The organism is Kitasatospora sp. NPDC002965 (assembly GCF_040611255.1).
Taxonomy (GTDB): Bacteria; Actinomycetota; Actinomycetes; order Streptomycetales; family Streptomycetaceae; genus Kitasatospora.
Genome location: NZ_JBEXNT010000111.1, coordinates 1 through 24,042, shown reverse-complemented (window position 1 = coordinate 24,042; position 24,042 = coordinate 1). Strand labels below are relative to the sequence as shown.

At 73.6% G+C, this 24,042-nt stretch carries 23 protein-coding genes; 18 read left to right on the top strand and 5 right to left on the bottom strand.

Annotation, left to right across the window (positions count from 1 at the left end; all coding sequences use genetic code 11):
• The first annotated feature begins 91 nt into the window (after positions 1-91).
• The 4 genes from ABZY91_RS31820 (at position 92) to ABZY91_RS31805 (ending at position 2,824) form a co-directional block, all read left to right on the top strand.
• Positions 92-1,237 (top strand): MerR family transcriptional regulator, encoded by a 1,146-nt coding sequence (locus ABZY91_RS31820; protein WP_355406416.1) that lies wholly within the window; start codon positions 92-94, stop codon positions 1,235-1,237.
• A 149-nt stretch (positions 1,238-1,386) separates the two neighbouring features.
• A complete protein-coding gene (locus tag ABZY91_RS31815; RefSeq protein WP_355406414.1) occupies positions 1,387-1,800 on the top strand; it encodes a helix-turn-helix transcriptional regulator in 414 nt (137 codons plus the stop codon).
• A gap of 20 nt (positions 1,801-1,820) precedes the next feature.
• On the top strand, positions 1,821-2,339 hold the full coding sequence (locus ABZY91_RS31810; protein ID WP_355406412.1) for a hypothetical protein: 519 nt from the start codon (positions 1,821-1,823) through the stop codon (positions 2,337-2,339).
• 134 nt (positions 2,340-2,473) lie between these two features.
• Positions 2,474-2,824: a DUF2516 family protein gene (locus ABZY91_RS31805; RefSeq protein WP_329951380.1), complete on the top strand. Its 351-nt coding sequence runs from the start codon at positions 2,474-2,476 to the stop codon at positions 2,822-2,824.
• 96 nt (positions 2,825-2,920) lie between these two features.
• On the opposite strand, the gene ABZY91_RS31800 is transcribed toward ABZY91_RS31805, so the two are convergent.
• A complete protein-coding gene (locus tag ABZY91_RS31800; protein ID WP_355406410.1) occupies positions 2,921-4,525 on the bottom strand; it encodes a SpoIIE family protein phosphatase in 1,605 nt (534 codons plus the stop codon).
• Between the two features lie 238 nt (positions 4,526-4,763).
• On the opposite strand from ABZY91_RS31800, the gene ABZY91_RS31795 reads away from it, so the two are divergent.
• On the top strand, positions 4,764-5,321 hold the full coding sequence (locus tag ABZY91_RS31795) for an O-acetyl-ADP-ribose deacetylase (RefSeq protein WP_329885751.1): 558 nt from the start codon (positions 4,764-4,766) through the stop codon (positions 5,319-5,321).
• A 211-nt stretch (positions 5,322-5,532) separates the two neighbouring features.
• On the opposite strand, the gene ABZY91_RS31790 is transcribed toward ABZY91_RS31795, so the two are convergent.
• Entirely contained in the window at positions 5,533-6,366 is an 834-nt protein-coding gene (locus ABZY91_RS31790; protein WP_355406408.1) for a class I SAM-dependent methyltransferase, read from the bottom strand.
• Positions 6,367-6,688: 322 nt separating this feature from the next.
• On the opposite strand from ABZY91_RS31790, the gene ABZY91_RS31785 reads away from it, so the two are divergent.
• Entirely contained in the window at positions 6,689-8,119 is a 1,431-nt protein-coding gene (locus ABZY91_RS31785) for a glycosyltransferase (RefSeq protein ID WP_329885609.1), read from the top strand.
• A 214-nt stretch (positions 8,120-8,333) separates the two neighbouring features.
• Complete coding sequence (locus ABZY91_RS31780) at positions 8,334-8,906, top strand: YbjN domain-containing protein (RefSeq protein ID WP_355406406.1); 573 nt, start codon at positions 8,334-8,336, stop codon at positions 8,904-8,906.
• A 9-nt stretch (positions 8,907-8,915) separates the two neighbouring features.
• On the opposite strand, the gene ABZY91_RS31775 is transcribed toward ABZY91_RS31780, so the two are convergent.
• Positions 8,916-10,289, bottom strand: coding sequence for an MFS transporter (locus tag ABZY91_RS31775; protein ID WP_355406404.1), 1,374 nt, complete (start codon positions 10,287-10,289; stop codon positions 8,916-8,918).
• A 148-nt stretch (positions 10,290-10,437) separates the two neighbouring features.
• Between ABZY91_RS31775 and ABZY91_RS31770 the strand changes: the two genes are divergently transcribed.
• Complete coding sequence (locus ABZY91_RS31770) at positions 10,438-11,196, top strand: phosphoglyceromutase (RefSeq protein ID WP_329885606.1); 759 nt, start codon at positions 10,438-10,440, stop codon at positions 11,194-11,196.
• A 307-nt stretch (positions 11,197-11,503) separates the two neighbouring features.
• Entirely contained in the window at positions 11,504-12,091 is a 588-nt protein-coding gene (locus ABZY91_RS31765; protein WP_355406402.1) for a lytic polysaccharide monooxygenase, read from the top strand.
• A 500-nt stretch (positions 12,092-12,591) separates the two neighbouring features.
• Here ABZY91_RS31765 and phoU read toward each other — a convergent pair whose 3' ends face one another.
• The gene (phoU, locus tag ABZY91_RS31760) at positions 12,592-13,275 is read right to left on the bottom strand and encodes a phosphate signaling complex protein PhoU (RefSeq protein WP_329885604.1); all 684 of its coding nucleotides are present in this window, start codon (positions 13,273-13,275) and stop codon (positions 12,592-12,594) included.
• A 306-nt stretch (positions 13,276-13,581) separates the two neighbouring features.
• Between phoU and ABZY91_RS31755 the strand changes: the two genes are divergently transcribed.
• Together ABZY91_RS31755 and ABZY91_RS31750 are read left to right on the top strand one after the other, a co-directional pair.
• Positions 13,582-14,856: an ATP-binding protein gene (locus tag ABZY91_RS31755; protein WP_329885603.1), complete on the top strand. Its 1,275-nt coding sequence runs from the start codon at positions 13,582-13,584 to the stop codon at positions 14,854-14,856.
• A gap of 2 nt (positions 14,857-14,858) precedes the next feature.
• A complete protein-coding gene (locus ABZY91_RS31750) occupies positions 14,859-15,551 on the top strand; it encodes a response regulator transcription factor (protein ID WP_327678296.1) in 693 nt (230 codons plus the stop codon).
• A 121-nt stretch (positions 15,552-15,672) separates the two neighbouring features.
• On the opposite strand, the gene ABZY91_RS31745 is transcribed toward ABZY91_RS31750, so the two are convergent.
• The gene (locus tag ABZY91_RS31745; RefSeq protein WP_329885602.1) at positions 15,673-16,269 is read right to left on the bottom strand and encodes a DUF461 domain-containing protein; all 597 of its coding nucleotides are present in this window, start codon (positions 16,267-16,269) and stop codon (positions 15,673-15,675) included.
• A 435-nt stretch (positions 16,270-16,704) separates the two neighbouring features.
• Here ABZY91_RS31745 and ABZY91_RS31740 point away from each other — a divergent pair, with 435 nt between their 5' ends.
• The 7 genes from ABZY91_RS31740 (at position 16,705) to ABZY91_RS31710 (ending at position 23,936) form a co-directional block, all read left to right on the top strand.
• Positions 16,705-17,187 (top strand): CarD family transcriptional regulator, encoded by a 483-nt coding sequence (locus ABZY91_RS31740; RefSeq protein ID WP_030244332.1) that lies wholly within the window; start codon positions 16,705-16,707, stop codon positions 17,185-17,187.
• 258 nt (positions 17,188-17,445) lie between these two features.
• Complete coding sequence (gene ispD / locus ABZY91_RS31735; RefSeq protein WP_329885749.1) at positions 17,446-18,195, top strand: 2-C-methyl-D-erythritol 4-phosphate cytidylyltransferase; 750 nt, start codon at positions 17,446-17,448, stop codon at positions 18,193-18,195.
• Complete coding sequence (gene ispF, locus ABZY91_RS31730) at positions 18,185-18,694, top strand: 2-C-methyl-D-erythritol 2,4-cyclodiphosphate synthase (RefSeq protein WP_329885601.1); 510 nt, start codon at positions 18,185-18,187, stop codon at positions 18,692-18,694. The genes ispD and ispF overlap by 11 nt, the downstream gene beginning before the upstream one ends.
• A 253-nt stretch (positions 18,695-18,947) precedes the next feature.
• Positions 18,948-19,343, top strand: coding sequence for a PPOX class F420-dependent oxidoreductase (locus ABZY91_RS31725; protein ID WP_329885600.1), 396 nt, complete (start codon positions 18,948-18,950; stop codon positions 19,341-19,343).
• Between the two features lie 118 nt (positions 19,344-19,461).
• Entirely contained in the window at positions 19,462-20,856 is a 1,395-nt protein-coding gene (gene cysS / locus ABZY91_RS31720; RefSeq protein WP_355406398.1) for a cysteine--tRNA ligase, read from the top strand.
• A 140-nt stretch (positions 20,857-20,996) separates the two neighbouring features.
• Positions 20,997-21,992 carry a 23S rRNA (guanosine(2251)-2'-O)-methyltransferase RlmB gene (rlmB, locus tag ABZY91_RS31715; RefSeq protein WP_329885598.1) on the top strand — a complete coding sequence of 332 codons (996 nt, stop codon included), beginning with the start codon at positions 20,997-20,999 and terminating at the stop codon, positions 21,990-21,992.
• Positions 21,993-22,178: 186 nt separating this feature from the next.
• Positions 22,179-23,936, top strand: a complete 1,758-nt coding sequence (locus tag ABZY91_RS31710) for a DoxX family membrane protein (RefSeq protein ID WP_355406396.1) — start codon at positions 22,179-22,181, stop codon at positions 23,934-23,936.
• Positions 23,937-24,042: the final 106 nt, after the last annotated feature.

Here is a 24,042-nt window from a genome sequence, read left to right as displayed (position 1 = left end):
CTCGGACGTGCGGGCGGAGGAACGCCTCCGGCCGCGTTGCCCACCCCCGCGACTTGACCCTCGACCTGGTCGAGCCCCCAGAGTCCCCGACATGGAGAGCGACCTGCGAAGCATCGGTGAGCTGGCCCGTGACAGCGGCCTGAGCGTGAGCGCGCTGCGCTTCTACGACGGCGCCGTCGTGCTCGCCCCGGCCTGGGTCGATCCCCGGACCGGCTACCGCTGGTACGCGCCCGGACAGCTCGCCGACGCCCGGCTGCTCGCCCGGCTCCGACGGGTGGGCCTGCCGCTGGCCGACATCCGGGCCGTCCTCGGCGCGGCCTCGGGCGCCGGCGTCGCCCACCGGGTGCTCGACGCGCACCTCGGTCGGCTGGAGGACGGCCTCGCCGACGCCCGCCGGGAGCTCTCCCTGATCCGCCGACTGATCGACCAGAGGGAGAGTCCCATGACCGTCACCACGATCGAGCACCGCTTCACCGTTCCCGCCCGGGAGCTGGCCGACGCCCTGGACGCGGTCCGCTTCGCTGTGGGCAGTGACCCCGAACTTCCGGTCCTGGCGGGCGTGCTGTTCGACCTGGACGGCGGCCTGCTGCGGCTGGTCGCCACCGACCGCTACCGGATGGCGCTCGCCGAACTGCCCGTGACCGCCGACCGGGTGGCCGACGCCCCTGCCGCCCCCGATGCCCCCGACGTTCCTGCCGCCGTCGGTGCGTCCGTCGCCGTGATCGTCCCCACCGCCCTGGTCGACGCCGTCCGCGCGCTGCTGGGCTCGGGTGCCGAGCGGGCGGAACTGGCGCTCGGCGACGGCTCCGTCCGGGTCGAGACCGGGGGCCACCGCATCGAGGGGGCCACCCTCGGCCACGACTACCCCGACTACCGTGCGCTGGCCCGACTCGACCCCGTCCACCGGGTGGACCTGACCGCCGCCGAACTCCGTGACGCCGTCCGGTCCGCGGCCACCGGCAGCCTGCCGTCCGGCCCGCACGGCGCCGACTGCGAGGTCACCGTCCTCACGCTCGACGCCGACGGCCGGCTCACCGTCGCGGCCCCCGGCGCGGAGCGGGTCCCGGAGTCCGTCCGGGTGGCGGTCAACCGGGACTTCCTCCTGGAGGCCCTCCCGGAGACCGGTCCCGGTCAGCTCGTCCTCGAACTCGGCGGCCCCGTGGCGCCGCTCGCCATCCGCACCCCCGGCCACCCCGGGACCTTCTCGATCCTGATGCCCGTCCGCCTCCCGGCCTGACCTGCCCGACCTGACCGGCGGCTCCTCGGCGGCGGGGTCACCGAGGAGCCCGGCCGGGTGTCCGGTCGTCTCCGGCGGGGCGGAACCGTGCGTTTGCTGGTGCTAGCACTGTGCTTGCATTTGCAAGCATGGTGGGGCAGGGTGGTCGCATGGCCTCACTGAACGTCGGCTCGCTGGGCGAGTACATCCGCGAGCAGCGGCGGAACGCGCAGTACTCGCTGCGGCAGTTGGCGGAGGTCGCCGGCGTGTCCAATCCGTACCTCAGCCAGATCGAGCGAGGGTTGCGCAAGCCGAGCGCGGAGATCCTGCAGCAGATCGCCAAGGCGCTGCGGATCTCGGCGGAGACGCTCTACGTCCAGGCCGGGATCCTGGAGGAGCGGCGCGGTGAGGGGCTGGAGCTGCGGGCCTCGATCCTGGCCGATCCACTGATCAACGAGCAGCAGAAGCAGGCGCTGCTCGCGGTCTACGACGCCTTTCTCAAGGAGAACGCCGCCGACGGGCGACCCGGGGCGGACGAGCGTGCGGACGAGCGTACCGACGAGGACGAGGGCAAGACGCCCTGAACACCACGGGAGGACCGGCCATGCCGATCACGGACGACATCAAGAAGACCCTGACCGACCCGACCCCGCTCTACGCCCTCGCCGGCGCCGGGGACTTCGCCTACGAGAAGCTCCGCGAAGTGCCGGGCAAGGTGGAGGCGCTCGCGGCGGACCCCAGGGGCGCGCAGGAGAAGGCCACCGCCAGGCTGGCCGAGGCCCAGGCCCGGCTGGTCGAGGCCCAGGCCAAGGTCACCGGCTCGGTCACCACCCTGCCCTCCGACCTCAAGGTGCTGCAGGAGAAGGCCCAGACGTTCGCGCTCCAGCAGGTGGGCCGCGCCGTCGAGTTGGCGGTGAAGGCCAAGGAGACCTACGACGAGCTGGCCGAGCGCGGCAAGGTCGTGGTCGACCGCGGCCGGACCGGTGCCGACGGTGACGCGACCGTCGAGGCCGGGACGGCGGCCGTCGAGCCGATCGACGTCGAGCCGATCGAGGCCGAGCTCGTCGAGGAGGACGTGCCCGCCCCCAGGAAGAGCGGCCGCGCCCGCAAGTCCGCGGAGTAGGGCGGAGCGGGAGCAGTGGCGGGCCGGGTCGGGGCGCGCCCCGGTGATGCGGGGACGTTGACCCCCTGGCGGGTGGCTCACCGTGCCAGGATGGGCGGCAGGGGTGCCGCAGTCGAGATGCAGAGGAGGCCGTGATGGCCGGAGTGGGCCAGATCCTGGTCTTGGACTACCTGAATCCGTTCTGGTGGCTGGCCGTCGCCATCCTGGGCTACAAGCTGTACGCGTTGATCGACGCGGCGACCCGTCCGGAGGACTCCTACCGGGCGGCGGACAAGAAGACCAAGGGGTTCTGGCTGGCCGTCCTCGGCATCGCGTTCGGGCTGGACCTGCTCTTCGGGGCGGACTTCCTGACCAGCTTCCTCACCCTGGCGGGCCTGGTCGCGGCGATCGTCTACGTGGTGGACGTCCGCCCGGCGATCCGGGCGCTGACCGACCGTGGCGACCGGGGCGACCGGCGCAACATGGGGCCCTACGGGCCCTGGTAGCCGCCCGGCATGGAGTGTCCGAGCCCCGGCCACCGCGGGTCCACCCGCAGGGGCCGGGGCTCGTCGTCGTCCGGGTGTCCGTGCACGGCGGGCGCCTCAGCCCAGGATCAGCTGCACCGGGTTGCGTTCCAGCAGCAGCACCGCGACGTCGTCCGTCAACGCGCCGCCGTTCAGCTCCTCGACCTCGGCGATCGCGCTGTCGACCAGCCGGCCCCTGGTCAGCCCGGCGGACTGGTGGTCGCCGACCAGGTCGGCCAGTCCGTCCTGGCCGAGGCGGCGGGATCCGGCGCCGACGCGGCCCTCGATCAGTCCGTCCGTGTAGAGCATCAGCCGCCAGCCGGAGGGGAGCTCGAACCGGTGCGACGGCCAGACGGCCTGGCCGTCGTGGCAGGGGAGCAGACCGAGGGCGGGGCCGGCGTGGTCGGACGGCAGGGTGAGCGGCGTGTGGTCCGAGCCGAGCAGCAGCGGCGCGGGGTGGCCGGCGAGGTAGAGCCTGGCGCCCTCGGCGGCGCCGGGCGTCCCGGGGTCGCCGGGTTCGATGACCAGCATGCAGAGCGTCGCGAAGATCTCGTCGCTGCGGCGCTCGTGCTCCAGCACGTGCTGGAGCGTGCTGAGCAGGGCCTCGCCGGTGAGCCCGGCGAAGACCAGGGTGCGCCACGCTATCCGGAGCGCCACCCCGAGGGCGGCCTCGTCGGGCCCGTGGCCGCAGACGTCGCCGATCACCACGTGGACGGCGCCGTCGTCGGTGCGCACCGCGTCGTAGAAGTCGCCGCCGAGCAGGGCTCGGCGGCGGCCGGGGCGGTAGCGCCGGGTGAAGGAGAGGTTGGCGCCGTCCAGCAGCGGGGTGGGCAGCAGGTGGCGCTGGAGGCGGGCGTTCTCCTGGCCGCGCAGTTCGGCCTCGACCAGGCGGCGCTGGGACTCGTCGGCGCGCTTGCGCTCGACCGCGTACCGCAGGGCCCGGGCCAGCAGCGGGCCGTTCGTCTCGTTCTTGATCAGGAAGTCCTGGGCGCCGGCGGCCACGGCCGCCGCGCCCAGTTCCGCGCCAGCGGCGTCGGTGAGCACCACGACGGCGGTGTGCGGGGCCCGGCGGAGCAGTTCGTGCAGGCCCTCCAGGCCGTCGGACGGGTCCGAGGGGTGGGGCAGGTCGGCGGGGGCGTCGAGGTCGAGCAGGACGCAGCTGAAGTCGTTGCCGCGCGGTCGGCTGCGCCGGCTGCCGGACGGGGCGGGGGCGAGCAGCTCGGCGGCCTGGTCGAGGCCACGGGCCCAGTGGATCTCGATGGGGGCACCGCTGTCGGCGACCGCTGCCTTGAGCAGTTCGGCGTCGGAGGCGTCGTCCTCGATGACCAGCAGCTTGAGCGGGGCGGCGGCCGGTGCGACGGAGGAGCGGACCGGCGAGGGGGGCTTCCCGGGGGCCGTTCCGGCGGTGCGTCGGGCACCCCTGCTGCCGTCGGGCGCGGTCGGGACCCGGGTGGCCGCTCCGGTGGGGATCCGGGTGGTGGCTCCGGCGGGGGAGGATCCGGCCCGTGCGGTGGAGGCGCCGCCGTCGGACCGGGGGTGAGGTATCGGCGCGGTGGCCGTGAGCGGGCCCGCCGACTGCTCGGCGTGGGCGGACCGGTCGCGGGCACACCTCGCGTGGGCGCTGTCCAGGGCGCCCGGCAGGTCCGCGGCACCAGGTGCCCGCCCGTCTCCCGTTGCGGGCATCGGCTGATCCTCCTTTTCCCCGAATGCGTAACGGCCGGCGTCCGTCCGCAGTGCCCGCTTGGCACCCCGCGGCGGGGAACTTCTCGCGACCATAACGTGATCTCCGGGGATTTCTCTGGCCGACCGGCGCCGTTGTGGCTATCGCCACGCCGGTGGCGGTGTGTTGGATGGGAGCGGGTGCATCGGCGGAGGCCCGTACCGGCGGTGTGGGGACGGGCCGGAGAAAGGGGACGACATGGTGACGCGCATCACCCTGGTCGAGGGTGACATCACGGAACAGCAGGTGGACGCGGTGGTGAACGCCGCCAACTCCTCTCTGCTGGGCGGCGGTGGCGTGGACGGCGCGATCCACCGCAAGGGCGGACCGCAGATCCTGGAGGAGTGCCGCAGGCTGCGGGCCTCGCAGTACGGCCGGGGGCTGCGCACCGGGCAGGCGGTGGCGACGACGGCCGGTGACCTGCCGGCCCGCTGGGTGATCCACACCGTGGGGCCGGTCTATCTCGTGGAGGAGTACGGGGAGCGGGCGGAGCTGCTGGCCTCCTGCTACCGCGAGTCGCTCCGGGTGGCGGTGGAGCTCGGCGCGCGCACGGTGGCCTTTCCGGCCGTGTCGGCCGGGGTGTACGGGTGGCCGCCGGCGGACGCGGCCAGGATCGCGCTCGGCACCGTCGCGGAGGTGACGGCGGACCCGGGGTTCGGCGGCGGACTGGAGGAGGCGCGGTTCGTGCTGTTCGGGAGGGAGACGTACGAGGTGTTCGAGGGCGTCGGACGGGAGCTGGGGTCGACGGGGAGGGAGTGAGGTCCCGCCCGGGTGCCCCCATGGTGGCGTGACGGGGCGTCAACACGCCAGAGATATTCGATAACTCGTTCGAGTGAATCCGCCGACTCGCTCACCGCCGCCCGGCCCCGACGGGCCCTCTCCGGTGGACCGCCCCGGCGAACCCCCTCCGCCGGGCCCGCCCGGGCGGACCCCCGGGGCGACTCCCCGGAAGGCGGCCCCGGTGGGCGCGCTACGGCGCCAGCGCCGCCCAGGGCAGCGTGACCTCGCCCTGCCGCCACCGCCCGCGCGCGTCCACCAGCGGCCAGCCGCCCGCTAGCGCGGTGCAGGCGGCCACCCACCGCTGCCGCGCGCCGAACGCCCCGTACGGCGCGGCGGCCGCCCAGGCGCGGTCGAAGTCCCGGAGGAAGGCGTGCACCGGGCGGCCCGGCACGTTGTGGTGGATCAGCGCCTTCGGCAGCCGTTCGGCCAGGTCGGACGGCTGGCCGAGGCCGCCCAGCCGGGCCGCGAAGGTCACCGTGCGGGGCCCCTCCGGGCCGAGTGCCACCCAGACGTGCCGGCGGCCGATCTCGTCGCACGTCCCCTCCACCAGCAGCCCGTCCGGCGTCAGCCGGGCGCACAACCGCTCCCAGACCCCGGCCACCGCCGACTCGTCGTACTGGCGCAGCACGTTGGCGGCCCGGATCAGCAGGGCCGGTTCGCCGCCGTCCAGCGGCACCTCGAAACCGCCGCGGCGGAACGTCAGCAGCGGCGGTTCCGCGTACGGAAGGGCGGCGGCCACCCGGTCCGGTTCGATCTCGATCCCGACCACCCGGACGTCCGGCCGGACGGCGCGCAGCCGTCCGGACAGTTCGACCGCCGTCCAGGGCGCCGCCCCGTACCCGAGGTCCACGGCCACCGGCGGGCGGCCGGCGGAGCGCAGCGCGGGCCCGAGGGCGTGGGCGATCCAGCGGTCCATCCGCCGCAGCCGGTTGGTGTTGGTGGTGCCGCGCGTCACGGTGCCCACCGGCCGCCCCGCCCGTGCGCGGGCGGGCGCGGTGACGGAGTCGAAGGAGGAGGCGGCCATGCCCCACAGCGTACGTGGCCCGTCCGGGCGGGCCGGGGCCGCGGCCGGGCCGCCCGGCGCACCCCGGGCCGCCCGCCCCCGCCGGGCCGCTCCGGTGCGCCCGTCGTCCCGTCGGCCATCTCGTGCAGCGAGACGGGAATGCCGGTCGGTGACCACGTGGTTGGCACACTGGTGGTGATGTGTGTCCGGACGGGGCCGGCACGCAGCCGCGCCGCAGCAGGTGTCGCGGCGGTGCGGCGTGCGCGGAAGCACACACGCCGGACAGCAGGCAAGCAGGCAAGCAGGCTGCAGAGACGGGCAGCACAGAGGAGGCTTCAGCCAGGTGATCCAGCACCCCGTCCGTTCGGTTCGCCGTGCCCAGCCGGCCCCGCCCGCGCGCGGCCGGCTCCAGTCGCTCGTCCAGGGCCGGCAGCGTCGGCCGCGCCGGATAGCGATGCTCAGCGTCCACACGTCGCCGCTGCACCAGCCCGGCACCGGTGACGCGGGCGGCATGAACGTCTACATCGTGGAGCTGGCCAAGCGTCTCGCCGAGCTCAACATCGAGGTCGAGGTCTTCACCCGGTCGATCTGCTCGGACGACGCGCCGACCGTCGAGCTGGCCCCCGGGGTGCTGGTCCGGCACGTCACGGCCGGTCCGTACGAGGGGCTGGTGAAGGAGGACCTGCCGGCCCAGCTCTGCGCCTTCACCCACGGCGTGCTCCGCACCGAGGCCGGACACCGCCCCGGTCACTACGACCTCGTGCACTCGCACTACTGGCTCTCCGGGCAGGTCGGCTGGCTGGCCGCCCAGCGCTGGGGCGTGCCGCTGGTGCACACCATGCACACCATGGCCAAGGTGAAGAACGCCGCGCTGGCCGAGGGGGACACCCCCGAGCCGGCGGCCAGGGTGATCGGCGAGACCCAGGTGGTGGAGGCGGCCGACCGGCTGATCGCCAACACCACGGAGGAGGCCGCCGAGCTGGCCCGGTTCTACGCGGCCCGGCCGGACCAGCTGGCCGTGGTCCACCCCGGCGTCAACCTGGACGTCTTCCGCCCGGGCCGGGCGGTCGGTCCGAACGCGGTGGGTGCCCCCGGCACGTCGGACGCGCTGGACGGCGTGGTCGCCCGGCGGGCGGCCCGGGCCCGGCTCGGTCTGCCGGCGGACGCCGCCGTGCTGCTCTTCGCCGGCCGGATCCAACCGCTGAAGGCGCCAGACGTGCTGCTGCGCGCCGTGGCGGCGCTGCTGGAGAGGCGGCCGGAGCTGCGCGAGCGGCTGGTGGTGCCGGTGGTCGGCGGCCCGTCCGGCACCGGGCTGGCCAAGCCGGAGAGCCTGCACAAGCTCGCCGCCCAGCTGGGCATCTGCGACGTGGTGCGTTTCCACCCGCCGGTGGGACAGGAACTGCTCGCCGAGTGGTACCGGGCGGCGACCGCGCTGGTGATGCCCTCGTACAGCGAGTCGTTCGGGCTGGTCGCGCTGGAGGCGCAGGCCTGCGGCACGCCGGTGGTGGCGGCCTCGGTGGGCGGTCTGCCGGTCGCGGTGCGGGACGGCGTGACGGGCACCCTGGTCCACGGCCACGACCCGCGGGCCTGGTCGCACGCGCTGGAGCCGTACGTCACCGACCCGGGCCTGGTGGCCCGGCAGGGGGACGCGGCGGCCCGGCACGCGGCCGGGTTCGGCTGGGACAGCGCCGCCGCGACCACCGCCGAGGTGTACGCCGGCAGCCTGGCCCGCCCGGCCGGGCGGCTCACGGGCTCCCGGCTGCGGCTGGCCTGAGGGCGCCGGCGACCGGCCGGTCCGCGGGCACCGGCTGGCGCGGGAGGCGCCGGCTGCGGAGGCCCACGCGCCCCGGGCCGCCCGCCCGGGCTGCCCACCCCGGCTGCCAACCCCTGCCGCCCACCCCGGCCGCCCGCGTCCGGTCGCGGCGCGGCGGGGAACTCCGGCCGGCGTGCTGCTGCGCCCGGCCGTACCGCCGAGTAACGTCACCCTCATGGCAATCCGCACCAAGGACGAGGCCCTGACCCTCCTGCGCGCCGCCCTGGACGAGGCCGGGGTGGCCTGGGAGCCGGCCCCCACCGATCCCCACACGCTGGTGGCGACCCTTCCGGGCAACCGGAAGCTCAGCACCACCTGCGCCCTGCGGGTCGGCGACCACACCCTCTCGGTGAACGCCTTCGTGGTCCGGCGCCCCGACGAGAACCACGAGGCGGTCTACCGCTGGCTGCTGGAGCGGAACACCCGCCTGTACGGCGTCGCCTACGCGGTCGACGCGCTGGGCGACGTCTACCTGGCCGGCCGGCTGCCGCTGGAGGCGCTGACCCCGGACACGGTGGACCGGCTGCTCGGCACGGTGCTGGAGAACGCCGACGAGCCGTTCAACACGCTGCTGGAGCTGGGCTTCGCGACCGCGATCCGTCGGGAGTGGGAGTGGCGCACCAAGCGGGGGGAGTCCACGCGCAACCTGGCGGCCTTCGCCCACCTCGCCGGTCCGGCCCCCGAGGGCCCGGCTCCTGACGGTCCGGCCGCGGAGCCGACCCCCGGCGGCGGACCCGCCGCCGGGTAGCGGCCGGGCTCAGCAGCCCGTCGGAGCCCGCTCCGGTGCGGCGTCCGCCTTCCGGAGCGCCCCGGACGCCGCACGCCCGGACGCCACCACCTCGGGCTCGGTGCCGGCCCCGGTCACCGCGGCCGGGGTCGCCGTCACCACCGGAACGGTCACCGCCGGAGCCGCCGGCGCCGCGCCCGTCCGCCGTCCGAGCAGCACGTACCCGGCCGCCGCGACCGTCCCGCAGGCCGCGCAGGCACCCCACAGTGCCCCGCTGCCGGCCCGCTCCAGCAGCACGCCGCCGACCGCCGGCGCGAGGAACGAGGCGAGCGACCAGGAGAGCGAGTAGACGCCCTGGTAGCGCCCGCGGGCCTCGGCCGGCGAGAGCTCGGCGACCAGCCCCATCATGGTCGGCGCGTTCAGGATCTCGCCGATCGTCCAGACCGCCACGGTGAAGGCGTAGAACCACGCCGAGGACCCGGCCAGCGCGGTCAGCCCGAACCCCCAGCCGATGAACAGCGCACTGGCGATCAGCAGGGCGGTCCGGTCGCGGCCCTCCATCCACCGGGTGAGCGGGATCTGGAGCACCACGATGAGCAGCCCGTTGAGGCCGATCACCAGGCCGTACTGGGTGGCGGTGATGCCGGCCCGTCCCATGTCCACGGCGAGCATGGTCGAGCCCTGCTGGGCGACCAGGGCGAGCAGCAGGTTGAGCCCGACCACCGCCATGAAGCGGCCGTCCCGGAACACCGTGCCGAGGCCGATCGCGGGCTTGCCCGCCTGCGCGGCGGGCGTGTCCGGCCGGGTCTCGGGGATCCGGACGAAGATGACCACCGCGCAGATCAGCGTGGAGATCGCGTCCAGCACGAAGAGCGTGAGGTAGCCGTGGGTGGCGATCAGACCGGCCGCCGCCGCCGAGAGGCCGAAGCCGATGTTGATCGCCCAGTAGTTCAGGGCGTAGGCGCGGACCCGGTCCTCGGCGGGCACGATGTCCGCGATGATCGCGGAGGTGGCGGGCCGGGTCGCGTTGTTGCAGAGGCCGACCAGGAAGGCGACCACCGCGATGGCCACCTGGCCGTCGGCGAAGCCGAGCACCGCGGTGAACAGCGCGGTGCCGAGCTGCGCCGCGACCAGCGTCGGCCGCCGGCCTATCCGGTCGGTCAGCACCCCTGCGCCGATCGACGCGATCGCCGAGCCGAGCCCGAAGAGCGAGGCGACCAGGCCCGCGTACGACGCCGAGTAGCCCCGTTCGGTCGTCAGGTAGAGGGCCAGGAAGGTGACGACGAAGGCGCCCAGCTTGTTGATGAGCGTGGACGTCCAGAGCCACCAGAACTGGCGGGGCAGCCCGCTCAGCGCCTCGGTCACGGCTCTTGCGACGCGGGTGGGGACGGACAGGTGGGGCATGTGGGGGCTCCCGGGCAGGCGGCGTCCGCTGAGCAGGACGGGCAGGACCGCTCAGCACATCGGTAAGTGTCACAACTGCAGTGCACACATTACTCATCAGGTGAGGCCGCGACCAGGGGCTTTTCCGGGCTCCACTAAGCTGGAGGCCATGGCTGACACGACGTACCGACTTATCCTGCTCCGTCACGGCGAGAGCCAGTGGAACCAGAAGAACCTGTTCACCGGTTGGGTCGACGTCGACCTCAACGAGAAGGGTGAGAAGGAGGCCGCCCGCGGCGGCGAGCTCCTCTCCGCCGAGGGCTACCTCCCGGACGTGCTGCACACCTCGCTGCTGCGCCGCGCGATCCGCACCTCCCAGATCGCCCTGGACAAGGCCGACCGCCACTGGATCCCGGTCAGCCGCAGCTGGCGCCTGAACGAGCGGCACTACGGCGCCCTCCAGGGCAAGGACAAGGCCCAGACCCTGGCCGAGTTCGGCGAGGAGCAGTTCCAGCTCTGGCGCCGCTCGTACGACACCCCGCCGCCGGTCCTGGCCGACGGCGCCGAGTACTCGCAGGCCGGCGACGCCCGCTACGCCGACATCCCGAGCGAGCTGCGTCCGCGCACCGAGTGCCTCAAGGACGTCGTCGACCGGATGCTCCCGTACTGGTACGACGCCATCGTCCCGGACCTCGCCGCCGGCAAGACCGTCCTGGTCACCGCCCACGGCAACAGCCTGCGCGCGCTGGTCAAGCACCTCGACGGCATCTCCGACGAGGACATCGCCGGCCTCAACATCCCGACCGGCATCCCGCTCGTCTACGAGCTCGACGCCGACTTCAAGCCGACCGTCAAGGGCGGCCGCTACCTCGACGCGGACGCCGCCGCGGCCGCCATCGAGGCGGTCAAGAACCAGGGCAAGAAGTAGGCCCGCAGCGTCTCCGGTGGCCCGTGAAGGGCTGTGAGGGCCCTGTTCCCCGGGATCGGGGGGCGGGGCCCTCTGGCGTACGGTCCGCCGGTGGATCGGCGCCAGGGGCTTTCAACTCCCTTGGGGTGCAGGGTTGTTGAGTGCTGCGAAAGTGGTTCAGACCATTGACGGCCCGGGTGGCTGCTCCTACCGTGTGAGCACCGCCCCGGCGCAGGCATGCCAAGGGCTCACCCCGTAGGCCGCCGCACCCCCACGCGCGCGCGTCTGCGTCCGGCGCACTCTCCATCCACCCCCACGGAGGAGCACCATGCGCACACGTCATATCGTCGGAGCCGTGATCGCCGCGCTCGCGGTGCCGGTCGCGGTCGCGCTGCCGGCGCAGTCGCACGGCTACGTCACCACCCCGCCCAGCCGCGCCGCGCTCTGCGGGGCCGGCACGGTCAAGAACTGCGGCGCGATCCAGTGGGAGCCGCAGAGCGTCGAGGGGACGAAGGGGTTCCCGAGCAGAGGCCCGGCCGACGGCGCCATCTGCGCCGGCGGCAACAGCCGGTTCGCCGAGCTGGACGACCCGCGTGGCGGCGGCTGGCCGACCACGGCCGTGTCGGCGGGGCAGCAGCGGACCTTCACCTGGAAGTTCACGGCCCGGCACGCGACGACCAACTTCAAGTACTACCTGACCAAGGCCGGCTACGACGCCACGCAGAAGGTCACCCGGGCCAACCTGGAACTGACGCCGTTCCTGACCGTCCCGTACAACGGCGCCCAGGTGCCCGGCACGGTCAGCCACACCGCGACCCTGCCGAGTGGCCGGACCGGCCACCACGTGGTCGTCTCGGTCTGGGAGATCGCGGACACCGGCAACGCCTTCTACTCCTGCACCGACGTCAAGTTCTGACCGTCCGGGGGGCGCGGACCGCCCCGGACGGCCGTCAGGCCCGCCGGCGCCCCGGTGGTGAGGAAGCCGGGGTGCACGGCCGTCTCCCACGGCAGCCGTGCACCCCGGAGCTCCTCGGTGGTCGGTGCGGCTCAGTGACCGCAGCAGCCGCCGTCGACCCCGCCGCACTGGCAGGGGCCGCCGGACTGGCAGCCGCAACCACAGCCCGCGCTGCAGCCGCAGCCGGCCGCGAGGACGGGCAACAGCCTCGGTGCGGGTGACTCGATGGTGTCGGGTGCCGGTGCCGGTCGGGTCGGGTTTGCCTTCATCGCGCTGGCCCCTCCTTCTGACGGGCACACTTCTGTGCCTACGGCATCGAGTGAAGCCGCCGACCGGAGGGAGCGTCAACGGGCGCGCAGTGGTGGGGAGTCCACGCATTCGTGCTTCCCCACCACCCCCGCTCCGGGTTTACTCACCCGCAGGGGTGAGGGCTGCCCGGCGCGGGACGCCCGCGACCGGGATCACTCGGCCCCGGCGGCCGCCTCCGAGGCGGCGACGAACTCGTCCACGTGCTCACCGGTCACCAGGTAGACGACGCGCTTGGCCACCGAGACCGCGTGGTCGGCGAACCGCTCGTAGTAGCGGCCGACCAGGGTGACGTCCACGGCGGTCTCGATCCCGTGGTGCCAGCGCTCGTCGATCAGGTGCGCGAACAGCTCGCGGTGCAGCGCGTCGATCGCGTCGTCGTCCTGCTCCAGCTCCAGCGCCTTGTCGACGTTCTTGGTGGCGATCACCAGGCCGGCCTTGGCCACCAGCCGCTGGGCGAGCTGGCCCATCTCCAGGACCGTCGCGTGCAGGTCGCTCGGGACCGCCGACTCCGGGTAGCGCAGCCGCGCGACCTTGGCGACGTGGCGGGCGAGGTCGCCGCAGCGCTCCAGGTCGGCGCTCATCCGCAGGGAGGTGACGACGATCCGCAGGTCGGTGGCGACGGGCTGCTGGCGGGCGAGCAGGTCGATCGCCCGGTTCTCCAGCTCGTGGTGCAGGTCGTTGACCTTCTCGTCGGCGGCGATCACGCTCTCCGCCAGGGCCAGGTCCGCGTCGAGGAGCGCGGTGGTGGCCCGCCCGAGGGCCGAGCCGACCAGCCGTGCCATCTCGACCAGGCTGTCGCCGATCGAGTCGAGTTCCTCGTGGTACGCGTCGCGCATGATCTCTCCTCAGTAGCTGTGTCGGTGGCGGTGCCGACCGGTCATCCGGTACGACCGCCGTACGGCGCACGGGTGACCGCTGCTGGTGGCGCGAATCGTACGCGCGCACCTCGGGTGGCGGACGGTTGTTCTACTCCGCCACCTTTCCCACACGGGCTGCCCGGCCAACTCTCGGCCGTCCGGGCGACCACGCACGACCCGGACGGTGAACCGGCAGCTACCTGAAGGTGAATTCTCGGCAACGTGCGGCCGATCCCTTGATCCGACCCTGGGGGAGTGGCCGCACCGTGCGCTTAGGCTGGCGGTATGGACGTGAACGTGGCCGCCGCCGCTGCCTGCGCCATAGCCGGGCTCGGCGTCGGCCTCACGGCCTCGATCGCTTTCCGTTGGAGCGAGCGCGAGCAGGCCAGGGGCAGGTACGGCGGCACCAACCGGAATCAGGGGCCCAGCCCCGCGCAGGAACCCCCGCTCCCCCCGGGGGTCGACACCGTCCTCTCCGTGCTGCGGTCCTGCGCGATCGTGCTGGGCGAGGGCGACGAGGTGGTCAAGGCCAGCTCGGCGGCGTACGCCATGGGGCTGGTGCGCGGCGGTGCGGTCGCGGTGGACCAGCTGCTCGCGCTGGCCCGTGCCACCCGCCGGGACGGCGAGATCCGCCAGGCCGAGATGGAGCTGCCCCGCCCGGGCGCCGCCCGCGCCGCCGAGCCGCTCGCGGTCTCGGTCCGGGTCGCCCCGCTGGGCTCCCGGCTGGTCCTGGTGCTGGTCGAGGACCAGACCGACCGCCGCCGGGTGGAGGCCGTCCGCCGCGACTTCGTCGCCAACGTCAGCCACGAGCTCAAGACCCCGGTCGGCGCTCTCTCGCTGCTCTCCGAGGCGGTCGCGGACGCGTCCGACGACCCCGAGGCGGTGCAGCGCTTCGCCGGCCGGATGCAGATCGAGGCCACCAGGCTGGCCAGCCTGGTCCAGGAGATCATCGACCTGTCCCGGGTCCAGGACGACCGGCTGATGGTCGACCCGGAACCGGTCGCGGTGGACGAGCTGATCGCCGAGGCGATCGACCGCTGCCGCCAGCAGGCCGCCGCCAAGCAGATCCTGATCGCGGCGGGCGGCATCGCGGGCCTCTACCTGCACGGCAACCGCGGCCAGCTCGCCGCCGCGCTCGGCAACCTGGTCGAGAACGCCGTCAACTACAGTCCGCCGCGGACCAGGGTCGCGATCGCCACCCGCCGGATCTCCAGTGCGGCGGCGCTCGGCGAGGCCGACGGCGAACTGATCGAGATCTCGGTGACCGACCAGGGCATCGGCATCTCCGAGAAGGACCGCGAGCGGGTCTTCGAACGGTTCTACCGGGTCGACCCCGCGCGCTCCCGGCAGACCGGTGGCACCGGCCTCGGTCTCTCCATCGTCAAGCACGTGGCCGCCTCGCACGGCGGCACGGTCTCGGTGTGGAGCGTCGAGGGCCAGGGCTCCACTTTCACCCTCCGCCTGCCCGCCGGGCAGGCCCCCGTGGACCAGTTTCCCCACACGGGGAAGCCCGCGGAACCCCTGTCAGAAACAACCCCCCAGCTTGCCCCGGAGGCCTGATCGTGACCCGAGTACTGGTGGTAGAGGACGAGGAGTCGTTCAGCGACGCCCTGTCGTACATGCTTCGCAAGGAGGGCTTCGAGGTGGCCATCGCCGCCACCGGCCCCGACGCGCTGGAGCAGTTCGAACGGAACGGTGCCGACCTCGTCCTGCTCGATCTGATGCTGCCGGGGCTGCCCGGTACCGAGGTCTGCCGCCAGCTCCGGGTGCGCTCGAACGTGCCGGTGATCATGGTCACCGCCAAGGACAGCGAGATCGACAAGGTCGTCGGTCTGGAGATAGGTGCAGACGACTACGTCACCAAGCCCTACTCCACCCGTGAGCTGGTCGCCCGGATCCGCGCGGTGCTGCGGCGCCGCGGCGAGAGCGAGGGCCCGGGCGACGGCGGCGGCCCCGGCGCGCTGGAGGCCGGTCCGGTCCGGATGGACGTCGACCGGCACGTGGTGACGGTGGACGGCGCCAAGGTCGACCTCCCGCTCAAGGAGTTCGACCTGCTGGAGATGCTGCTCCGCAACGCCGGCCGGGTGCTCACCCGGATGCAGCTGATCGACCGGGTCTGGGGCGCGGACTACGTCGGCGACACCAAGACGCTGGACGTCCACGTCAAGCGTCTGCGGGCGAAGATCGAGCCGGACCCGGGCGCGCCGCGCTACCTGGTCACGGTCCGTGGCCTCGGCTACAAGTTCGAGCCGTAAACCGGCCCGAAGGACTCCGGGACGAGGGCGTGCGCGCCCGCAGGGCAAGGGGAACGCCCCTCCGGCGAGTGCCGGAGGGGCGTTCCCCTTGCCCTGCCCGGGTGCGGCCGGGCGCCGTGCCTCAGTGGTGGGCGGCGGACGGGCTGCCCGAGGCGGGGGCGGTCGGGGTGGCGGCCTTCTTGGGCGGCACGGCCCCGGGGGCGGAGGTCGGGCCGAAGCCCTGGTACAGGCCCTTGTTCGGGCTGACCGAGGCCTCCGTCTCGAGCTTCTCGTGGTTCTTGAACGCGAACGCGGTGTTCACGTAGCCGCCCACGCTCAGGCTGGCCGAGGCCACCTTGGCGGACGGGTTGCCCTGACCGCCGAGCAGCACCGCGCCGCCGGGCGGGACGACGATGGTGCTCAGCGGGGCGCCCTTGTCGTCCGCGAAGGTGGCGGTGGCGCCGCTCCCGACGGTGATGGACTGCAGCTCCAGGGCCTCGGCGCCGGTGTTGCTGATGTTCACCGTCACATTGGCGGGGCCGGTGTGCTCGCCGGAGGACTCGTCCCCCGTGACCACGACGATGTTGTTCAGCCGGATGTCGGCGCCCAGGGTCGCGGCCGCGTTGTCGGGCTTGATCTCCAGGGTCTCCGGCGTGTTGCCGGCGGCGCAGGAGGACAACGAGGCGATGGCGAGGGCGGCGATGGCGGCGATGCTGCCGCGTCGAAGGCTGCGGCTCACGGCGGCGGCTTCTCCCTAGGTCACGTGTCGGTAGGTCAGGTCTCGGTCGGTGGATCCGGTCTCAGATTATCGACCTCGCTTATGCCGTCCTCACGGGGTGGTCCCCGTGTCGCGCCCCGGAAGGTTCAGGGGCGTCCGTACGGCCGCACGTCCACGTGTTCAGGTCAACAACGGACCAAGATCGGATCACGATCGGGAAACGGCCCGATAAACGGTGAAAACTCAAGATCCAATCACGGTTTCGAGAGTGTTGCGGCAGGTTTCGGTGAGCGTCGGAACCGCCTCCGACCTGCGGGAAGCCCGCGCCGAACACCGGTCGCAGCACGTCATGGGGGTGCTTGTCAAGCCCCGAGACCGGCCCTGACCTGCGAAAACGCCCTTCGGGTGCGGTGAAAAGCGTGTTATTCTGGAAAGCCACGGAAGGGGTCCTGTCACATGACGTTCAAGGTTGGCGACACGGTGGTCTACCCCCATCACGGGGCTGCGCTGATCGAGGCCATCGAAATTCGCCAGATCAAAGGTGTGGACAAGACCTACCTGGTGCTGAAGGTGCAGCAGGGAGACCTGACGCTCCGCGTGCCCGCCGAGAACGCGGAGTTCGTCGGCGTGCGCGACGTAGTCGGCCAGGAGGGTCTGGACCGGGTCTTCGAGGTGCTTCGCGCACCGTACACCGAAGAGCCGACCAACTGGTCCCGTCGCTACAAGGCGAACCTGGAGAAGCTCGCTTCGGGTGACGTTATCAAGGTCGCCGAGGTTGTGCGCGACCTCTGGCGTCGTGAGCGTGAGCGCGGTCTCTCGGCCGGAGAGAAGCGCATGCTCGCCAAGGCGCGCCAGATCCTCGTCAGCGAGCTCGCGCTGGCGGAGAACACCAACGAGGACAAGGCGGAGACGCTGCTCGACGAGGTGCTCGCCTCGTAGCGGCCGTCCGCTCCACAACGCTCACAGCGCCCGATGCCGGCGCGCCGCTCACCGGACCGATGGCCGGTGGGTGGTGCAGTGGCACTTCGGGCGCTGAGGCGTGTCCGGACGACGCCCCGCACCCGGGCGGCCCGGCCGGCCTCGGGTCTGCATGACCGTTTCTGCTGATTCCGCGGGCGGAGGACGGTGGTGCTTCGGAAGGGGTCCTCGCCCGTCGTGCACGCCATGGCCATACCCACTTCTCCGAAGGAGTGAAACCTGAACGCCACAGCAGCAGTCGCAGCAGCAGTGGTGCCCGCCGCGGGACGCGGCGAGCGGCTGGGGCCCGGTGCCCCGAAAGCCCTGCGTGACCTGGGCGGCGTGCCGCTCCTGGTGCACGCCGTCCGGGCGCTGACCCGCAGCCGCGCGGTCGGCCTGGTCGTGGTCGCGGCGCCCGCCGACGGGGTGGCCGAGGTGGTCGCCCTGCTCGACAGCCACGGGCTGGAGGGCAAGGACATCCGGGTCGTGGCCGGCGGGGAGACCCGCCAGGAGTCCGTCCGGCTGGGCCTGGCCGCCATTCCCGCCGGGGTCGGGATCGTCCTGGTGCACGACGCGGCCCGGCCGCTCGTGCCGGTCGAGGTCGTCGACGCGGTCGCGGCCGCCGTCCGGGCCGGGGCGGAGGCGGTGGTGCCGGCGGTGCCGCTGGCCGACACCGTCAAGCGGGTCGAGCCCACGCCGGGCGGACCCGAGCCGGTGCTCGACACGCCCGACCGGTCCACCCTGCGCGCGGTCCAGACCCCGCAGGGGTTCCGCCGGGAGACGCTGGCCGAGGTGCACGCCAAGGCGCTGGCCGAGGAGGCCGGGGGCGCGCTGCCGCCGGTCACCGACGACGCCGGCCTGGTGGAGCGGTACGGCGGCCGGGTGGTCGTGGTGCCCGGTCACGAGGAGGCGTTCAAGGTGACCCGCCCGCTGGACCTCGTGCTCGCCGAGGCCGTACTCGCCCGCAGGAGGGCCTCCGATGGCTACTGAGCCGACCGCCGGCGCCGCCCCGGTGATTCCCCGGGTCGGCATCGGCACCGATGTGCACGCCTTCGAGGCCGGCCGCCCGCTCCGGGTCGCCGGCCTGGAGTGGCCGGGCGCCGAGTACGGCCTGGCCGGGCACTCGGACGCCGACGTGGCCGCGCACGCGGCGTGCGACGCGCTGTTCTCCGCCGCCGGGATCGGTGACCTGGGCGCGCACTTCGGCACCGACCGGCCCGAGTGGGCCGGGGCGTCCGGGGTGACGCTGCTCGGCGAGGCGGCGCGGCTGGTCCGCGCGGCCGGCTTCGAGATCGGCAACGTGGCGATCCAGGTGATCGGTATTCGGCCGAAGATCGGCAAGCGTCGCGAGGAGGCTCAGGCCGCGCTCGCCGCGGCGGTCGGCGCGCCGGTGTCGGTGTCCGGCACGACCACCGACGGACTGGGTCTCACCGGTCGGGCCGAGGGGCTGGCCGCGATCGCCACCGCCCTGGTGTACGAACGCCGTTGACGTTCCCACCGCCCGTTCCGGTGGTGCGCCGCCGGTCCTTCCGGAAGCCCGTCGAGGGCCGGTCCGGTCGCGGATCGGGCGGTGGCGTCACCGGATCGGGGGAACCCGCTCGGGAATAAGCGACGGGTGACGGGTGTTCAGGAGGGCTGCCGGGGGACCGAGTCGCTACCGTTCGGTGCGGGCCCCCGCCGGGCCCGGCCCCGCCCACCGGGCGATCTGTCCACCGCCGTTTGACGAGAAGAACGAGGTCCCGATGGCCGCACATCTCTCCGACCAGGCCAAGACTCTGATCGACGGCAAGAGCTTCGCCGTGATCTCCACGCTCCAGCCGGACGGCAGCCCGCAGTCCTCCGTGGTCTGGGTGAAGCGGGACGGCGACGACATCCTGTTCTCCACCGTCGAGGGGCGCCGCAAGCACCTCAACCTGGTGAAGGACCCGCGCGTCTCGTTGGTGATCAACCCGCCGGAGAACCCGTACACCTACCTGGAGGTGCGCGGCGAGGTCACGCTGACCCGTGAGGGCGGCCGGGAGCTGATCGACGAACTCGGCCTGAAGTACCGCGGCGAGCAGAAGTACACGTACGACGGCCCGGACGACGTTCGGGTGGTCGTCCGGCTGAGTCCGCGGAAGGTGGTCGGCTCGATCTGACCCTCCCGGGAACGGAGGGGGCGCCTCCTCTACGTCACAGAGCGGAAACGGCTCTGCAGCGGTATTGACATTCCAGAATGTCGCGGGGCACCCCCTCCTGCCCACTACGCTTGACGCTGTGAGCATTCGCCTGTACGACACCAGCACCCGCCAGGTACGCGACTTCGTCCCGCTTGTACCGGGTTGTGTCTCGATCTACCTGTGCGGCGCTACCGTCCAGTCGGCGCCACACATCGGGCACATCCGGTCCGGTCTCAACTTCGACATCATGCAGCGGTGGTTCGCCTACCGCGGCTACCAGGTGACGTTCGCCCGCAACGTCACCGACATCGACGACAAGGTGATCGCCAAGGAGCGCGAGCTCGGCACGCCCTGGTGGCAGATCGCCTACGCCAACGAGCGGGCCTTCAACGACGGTTACTCCGCGCTGGGCTGCCTGCCGCCGACCGTCGAGCCGCGGGCCACCGGGCACGTCCCCGAGATGATCGAGATGATGCGGGGACTCATCGCGCGCGGGCACGCCTACGCGGCCGAGGGCAACGTCTACTTCGACGTGAAGTCCTTCCCGGGCTACCTCGCGCTCTCCAACCAGAAGCTGGAGAACCTCCAGCAGCCCGAGGGCGAGGGCGAGACCGGCAAGCGGGACCAGCGCGACTTCGCCATGTGGAAGTCGGTCAAGCCCGGCGAACCCAGCTGGGAGACCCCGTGGGGCCGCGGGCGCCCGGGGTGGCACCTGGAGTGCTCCGCGATGGCCCACAAGTACCTGGGCACGGCCTTCGACATCCACGGCGGCGGGCTCGACCTGATCTTCCCGCACCACGAGAACGAGATCGCCCAGTCCAAGGCGTTCGGCGACGACTTCGCCAACTTCTGGGTGCACAACGCGTGGGTCACCATGCGCGGCGAGAAGATGAGCAAGTCGCTCGGCAACTCGGTGCTGGTCTCCGAGATGGTCCAGCGCTGGCGGCCGATCGTGCTCCGCTACTACCTGGCCGCACCGCACTACCGCTCGATGATCGAGTACAGCGACGAGTCGCTGCGCGAGGCCGAGGCCGGGTTCGGCCGGATCGAGGGCTTCATCCAGCGGACCGTCGAGCGCTGCGGAAAGGTCGACGCCGCCCCCGAGGTGCCGCCGGCCTTCGCCGAGGCGATGGACGACGACCTGGGCGTGCCCCAGGCGCTGGCCATCGTGCACACCGCCGTCCGCCAGGGCAACAGCGCCCTCACCGCGGACGACAAGGAGAACGCGGTGGCGCGATTGGCCGAGGTCCGTGCGATGCTCGGTGTACTGGGACTCGACCCGCTCGACCCGCACTGGGCCGGGGCGGAGCGCGGCGAGGACCTGCACGGCGTCGTCGACTCGCTGGTCCACCTGGTCCTGGAGCAGCGGCAGGCGGCCCGGGCCCGCAAGGACTTTGCCACCGCGGACGCCATCCGCGACCAGCTCGGGCTGGCCGGACTGGCCATCGAGGACACCCCGTCCGGCCCGCGCTGGACGATCAACAACCAGTAACCCCCGGGCGACCGAGGGGTGAGGTGGGGCCGTACCTGACCGGTGCGGCCCTCCCGCATGACGGAGCGCATGCCGTCGGCCCCCACCGGCTTCCGCCGGAGGGGCCGGCCATGCCGGACAGACAGACAGGAAGTACAGCCATGGCCGGCAACAGCCAGCGCAGGAACCGCCGCAACCCCGGGTCGAAGAAGGGCGCGAACGTCGGTACCGGCGGCCACAGCCGGAAGGCGCTCCAGGGCAAGGGCCCGACCCCGCCCGGCGCCGAACGCAAGGGTCACCCCAAGCAGCGGGCCGCCAACGCCGCGATCAAGCGCGAGCGGGACGCCAAGGCCCGGGCCGGCATGCGCCGCGCCGGTGGCGGCGGCCGCGGCGGTCGCGGCGGCGCCGGTGCCGCGGAGCTGGTGGTCGGCCGCAACTCGGTGGTCGAGGCGCTGCAGGGCGGCGTGCCGGCGACCGCGCTGTACGTCATGCAGTTCATCGACACCGACGACCGGGTCCGCGACGCCTTCCAGGCCGCCAACGACCGGGGCATCCCGCTGATGGAGGCCCCGCGCCCGCAGCTGGACCAGATGACCGGCGGCCTGAACCACCAGGGCCTGGTCCTCCAGGTCCCGCCGTACGAGTACGCGCACCCGGAGGACCTGCTGGCCGAGGCCGCGGACGCCGCCCAGGACGCGCTGATCGTGGCGCTGGACGGCGTCACCGACTCCCGCAACCTGGGCGCCGTGGTCCGTTCCGCCGCCGCCTTCGGCGCGCACGGCGTGGTCATCCCCGAGCGCCGGGCGGCCGGTATGACCGCCGGTGCGTGGAAGACCTCCTCGGGTGCGGCCGCGCGGCTGCCCGTCGCCCGCGCCACCAACCTGACCCGGACGCTGGAGGGCTACCAGAAGGCGGGCCTGCTGGTGGTCGGCCTGGCCGCCGACGGCGAGGCCGAGATCGGGGACCTGGAGGCGCTGACCGGGCCCGTCGTGATCGTCGCGGGCAGCGAGGGCAAGGGCCTGTCCCGGCTGGTCTCGGAGACCTGCGACCTGCTGGTGCGGATCCCGATGTCCGGGCTCACCGAGTCGCTGAACGCCGGTGTCGCGGCGAGCGTCGTGCTGTACGAGGCGGCGCGGCTCCGCTCCAAGGTCGGCTGACCGGAAGGCACACGCGGGGCGCGCGGCGCAAGGGGTTCTCCGGAATTCCCCGCCGTCCGTCCGCAAGACGAGTGAAAGCGATCGGGCCCGACCGGGCCCGATCGCTTTTCTCATGATCACTTCAAGGGGGCTCCCGATATCCACCCGGGAGAGTGTCCTAACCGGGCGTCACCCGGTTAGACGGGTGTGGACACCAGAACACCTCGGCGCCCCCTCCTGGGCGGCGGCAGCACCGGGATAGAGGCCGAACCCGGCCTCACCACCGTCAAGGTGCCGTCCGACCCGGCGCGCCTCAGCAGCACCCAGGCGAGCTTCCGGCTCAATCTCGGCACCCCGGTGGCGCCACTGATCGAGGCTCCGGCCGGACTGCTGTCCACCGGCGCCGCGTTCGGCGACCCCTACGCCACCCAGGGACTGATCCGCCGTTCGCCGGTCACCCCACAGGTCGTCGTGCCCGCCTCCACGGTCTCGGCGCTCACCGGCGGGGCCGGCGGGCCGCGCCGCAAGGGCCGCGTCACACCGGTCACCTGGACCGGCGAGGCGCGGCCGGGCGACGTCGCCGCCACCCAGTTGCTGGAGGCCGTCCGGCTGGGCGGAGTCCCGGCACCGGCCGGTGCCGGCGGGCGCGGCTCCCTGGCGGACGACGACACCCGGCTGATCCCGCCGTACGGCGGCTCCCGGACGGTCCCGCGCCAACCGCGCGAGGGAGCCGGCACGGCCACCGAGGCCGGCGTCGGGCCGGTCGGCGCGCCCCAGGGCTGGACGCCCAGCGGCGAGCTGCCGGAGGTCTCCGCCGCCGGGGCGGAGGGCAGGCAACCCTGGTACCCCGGCCGCCGGGTCGACCTCGGTCTGGTGCTGCTGCCCCTGCGCGCGGTGCTCGGCGCGCTCTCCGTCTACGCCGGGTTCAGCAAGCTCTGCGACCCGGTGTACTTCGACGGCGGCGAGCGCGGCTCGATGATGCGCTGGCTCTCCTCGCTGCACCCCTGGAAGGTCGCCGATCCGCTGCTGGCCTTCGCCATGGCGCACCCGGTCGGCTCCGGCCTGGTGGTGTCCTTCACCGAGATCGTGGTCGGCGTGCTGACCGTCCTCGGCCTCTGGCAGCGGCTCGCGGCCGGTGCGGCGATGGTCCTCTCCGCCGCACTGCTGTTCACGGTCAGCTGGCGGGCCGTCCCGGTCTACGACACCCCCGACCTGATCTTCCTGGCGGCGTGGAGCCCGCTGCTGATCGCCGGCGCGCCGTTCGGCTCGCTGGACGGGCGGCTCAACCTGGAGGCGTGGCGGCGGTACGGTGCCGACGCCCCGGCCGCGCTGCGCCGCCGGGTGGTGCGGCGCGGTGCGGTGGTCACCGCGGTGGTGGTCGGACTGACCCTGCTGGTCGGCTCGATGCTGGGCGCGGCGGTCCGCACCGGCGCCCGCCCGCACCCGGCGCCGTCCCGGCCGGCCACCGACTACGGCACCCCGGTCTGGCCGAGCGGCGGGCCGTCCGCCGCGCCCGGCGGGAAGGGTCCGTCCACCTCGCCCTCGCCCGCCGCCTCCCGGCCGGCCTCGCCGACCGCCCCGGCGACGTCCGCCCCGCCGTCCGGCGCCCCGACCTCGCCCAGGGCGGCGACGGCCACGCCGAGCGGCAAGGCGAAGTCGGCCAAGCCGGAGAGCGGTGCGGCCAGCCCGGCCGCGCCGGCCGCCTCGGCGCCGCCCGCCGCCCCGGCACCCGCCGGGTCGGCGCCCGCGCCGCGCAGTACGCCGGCCTCGGGCGGCGGCTCGGGGACGGCGTCGAAGCCGAGCCCGAGCAGCGGCGCCGGCACCGGCGGCGCGCCGACCGGCTCGGGTACGGGCAGCGGCTCGGGCTCGGGGCTGCTGGGCGGTGTGCTCGGGAGCGGGCCGCTGTCCGAGCTGGCCGGCGGCGGCGCGCGGAACTCCCGTCCGGGGGCTCCGACGGCCACCTGACGGCCCGGGATCGGCGCGCAGGCAGCCCTCCATCTTCGGGAGCATCCCGCTGGCCAGGCCGGGCAGCAGTTCCTCCAGCTCGCCCGCGCTGAGCTGGCTGATCACG

Coding starts and splice junctions, on each gene's coding strand:
- ABZY91_RS31770 (WP_329885606.1), top strand. CDS start 10,438: ATGGCTGACACGACGTACCGACTTATCCTGCTCCGTCACGGCGAGAGC.
- ABZY91_RS31815 (WP_355406414.1), top strand. CDS start 1,387: ATGGCCTCACTGAACGTCGGCTCGCTGGGCGAGTACATCCGCGAGCAG.
- rlmB (WP_329885598.1), top strand. CDS start 20,997: ATGGCCGGCAACAGCCAGCGCAGGAACCGCCGCAACCCCGGGTCGAAG.
- ABZY91_RS31800 (WP_355406410.1), bottom strand. CDS start 4,525: ATGCCCGCAACGGGAGACGGGCGGGCACCTGGTGCCGCGGACCTGCCG.
- ABZY91_RS31765 (WP_355406402.1), top strand. CDS start 11,504: ATGCGCACACGTCATATCGTCGGAGCCGTGATCGCCGCGCTCGCGGTG.
- ABZY91_RS31805 (WP_329951380.1), top strand. CDS start 2,474: ATGGCCGGAGTGGGCCAGATCCTGGTCTTGGACTACCTGAATCCGTTC.
- ABZY91_RS31810 (WP_355406412.1), top strand. CDS start 1,821: ATGCCGATCACGGACGACATCAAGAAGACCCTGACCGACCCGACCCCG.
- phoU (WP_329885604.1), bottom strand. CDS start 13,275: ATGCGCGACGCGTACCACGAGGAACTCGACTCGATCGGCGACAGCCTG.
- ABZY91_RS31820 (WP_355406416.1), top strand. CDS start 92: ATGGAGAGCGACCTGCGAAGCATCGGTGAGCTGGCCCGTGACAGCGGC.
- ABZY91_RS31780 (WP_355406406.1), top strand. CDS start 8,334: ATGGCAATCCGCACCAAGGACGAGGCCCTGACCCTCCTGCGCGCCGCC.
- ispF (WP_329885601.1), top strand. CDS start 18,185: ATGGCTACTGAGCCGACCGCCGGCGCCGCCCCGGTGATTCCCCGGGTC.
- ABZY91_RS31790 (WP_355406408.1), bottom strand. CDS start 6,366: ATGGCCGCCTCCTCCTTCGACTCCGTCACCGCGCCCGCCCGCGCACGG.
- ABZY91_RS31725 (WP_329885600.1), top strand. CDS start 18,948: ATGGCCGCACATCTCTCCGACCAGGCCAAGACTCTGATCGACGGCAAG.
- ABZY91_RS31775 (WP_355406404.1), bottom strand. CDS start 10,289: ATGCCCCACCTGTCCGTCCCCACCCGCGTCGCAAGAGCCGTGACCGAG.
- ABZY91_RS31740 (WP_030244332.1), top strand. CDS start 16,705: ATGACGTTCAAGGTTGGCGACACGGTGGTCTACCCCCATCACGGGGCT.
- ABZY91_RS31755 (WP_329885603.1), top strand. CDS start 13,582: ATGGACGTGAACGTGGCCGCCGCCGCTGCCTGCGCCATAGCCGGGCTC.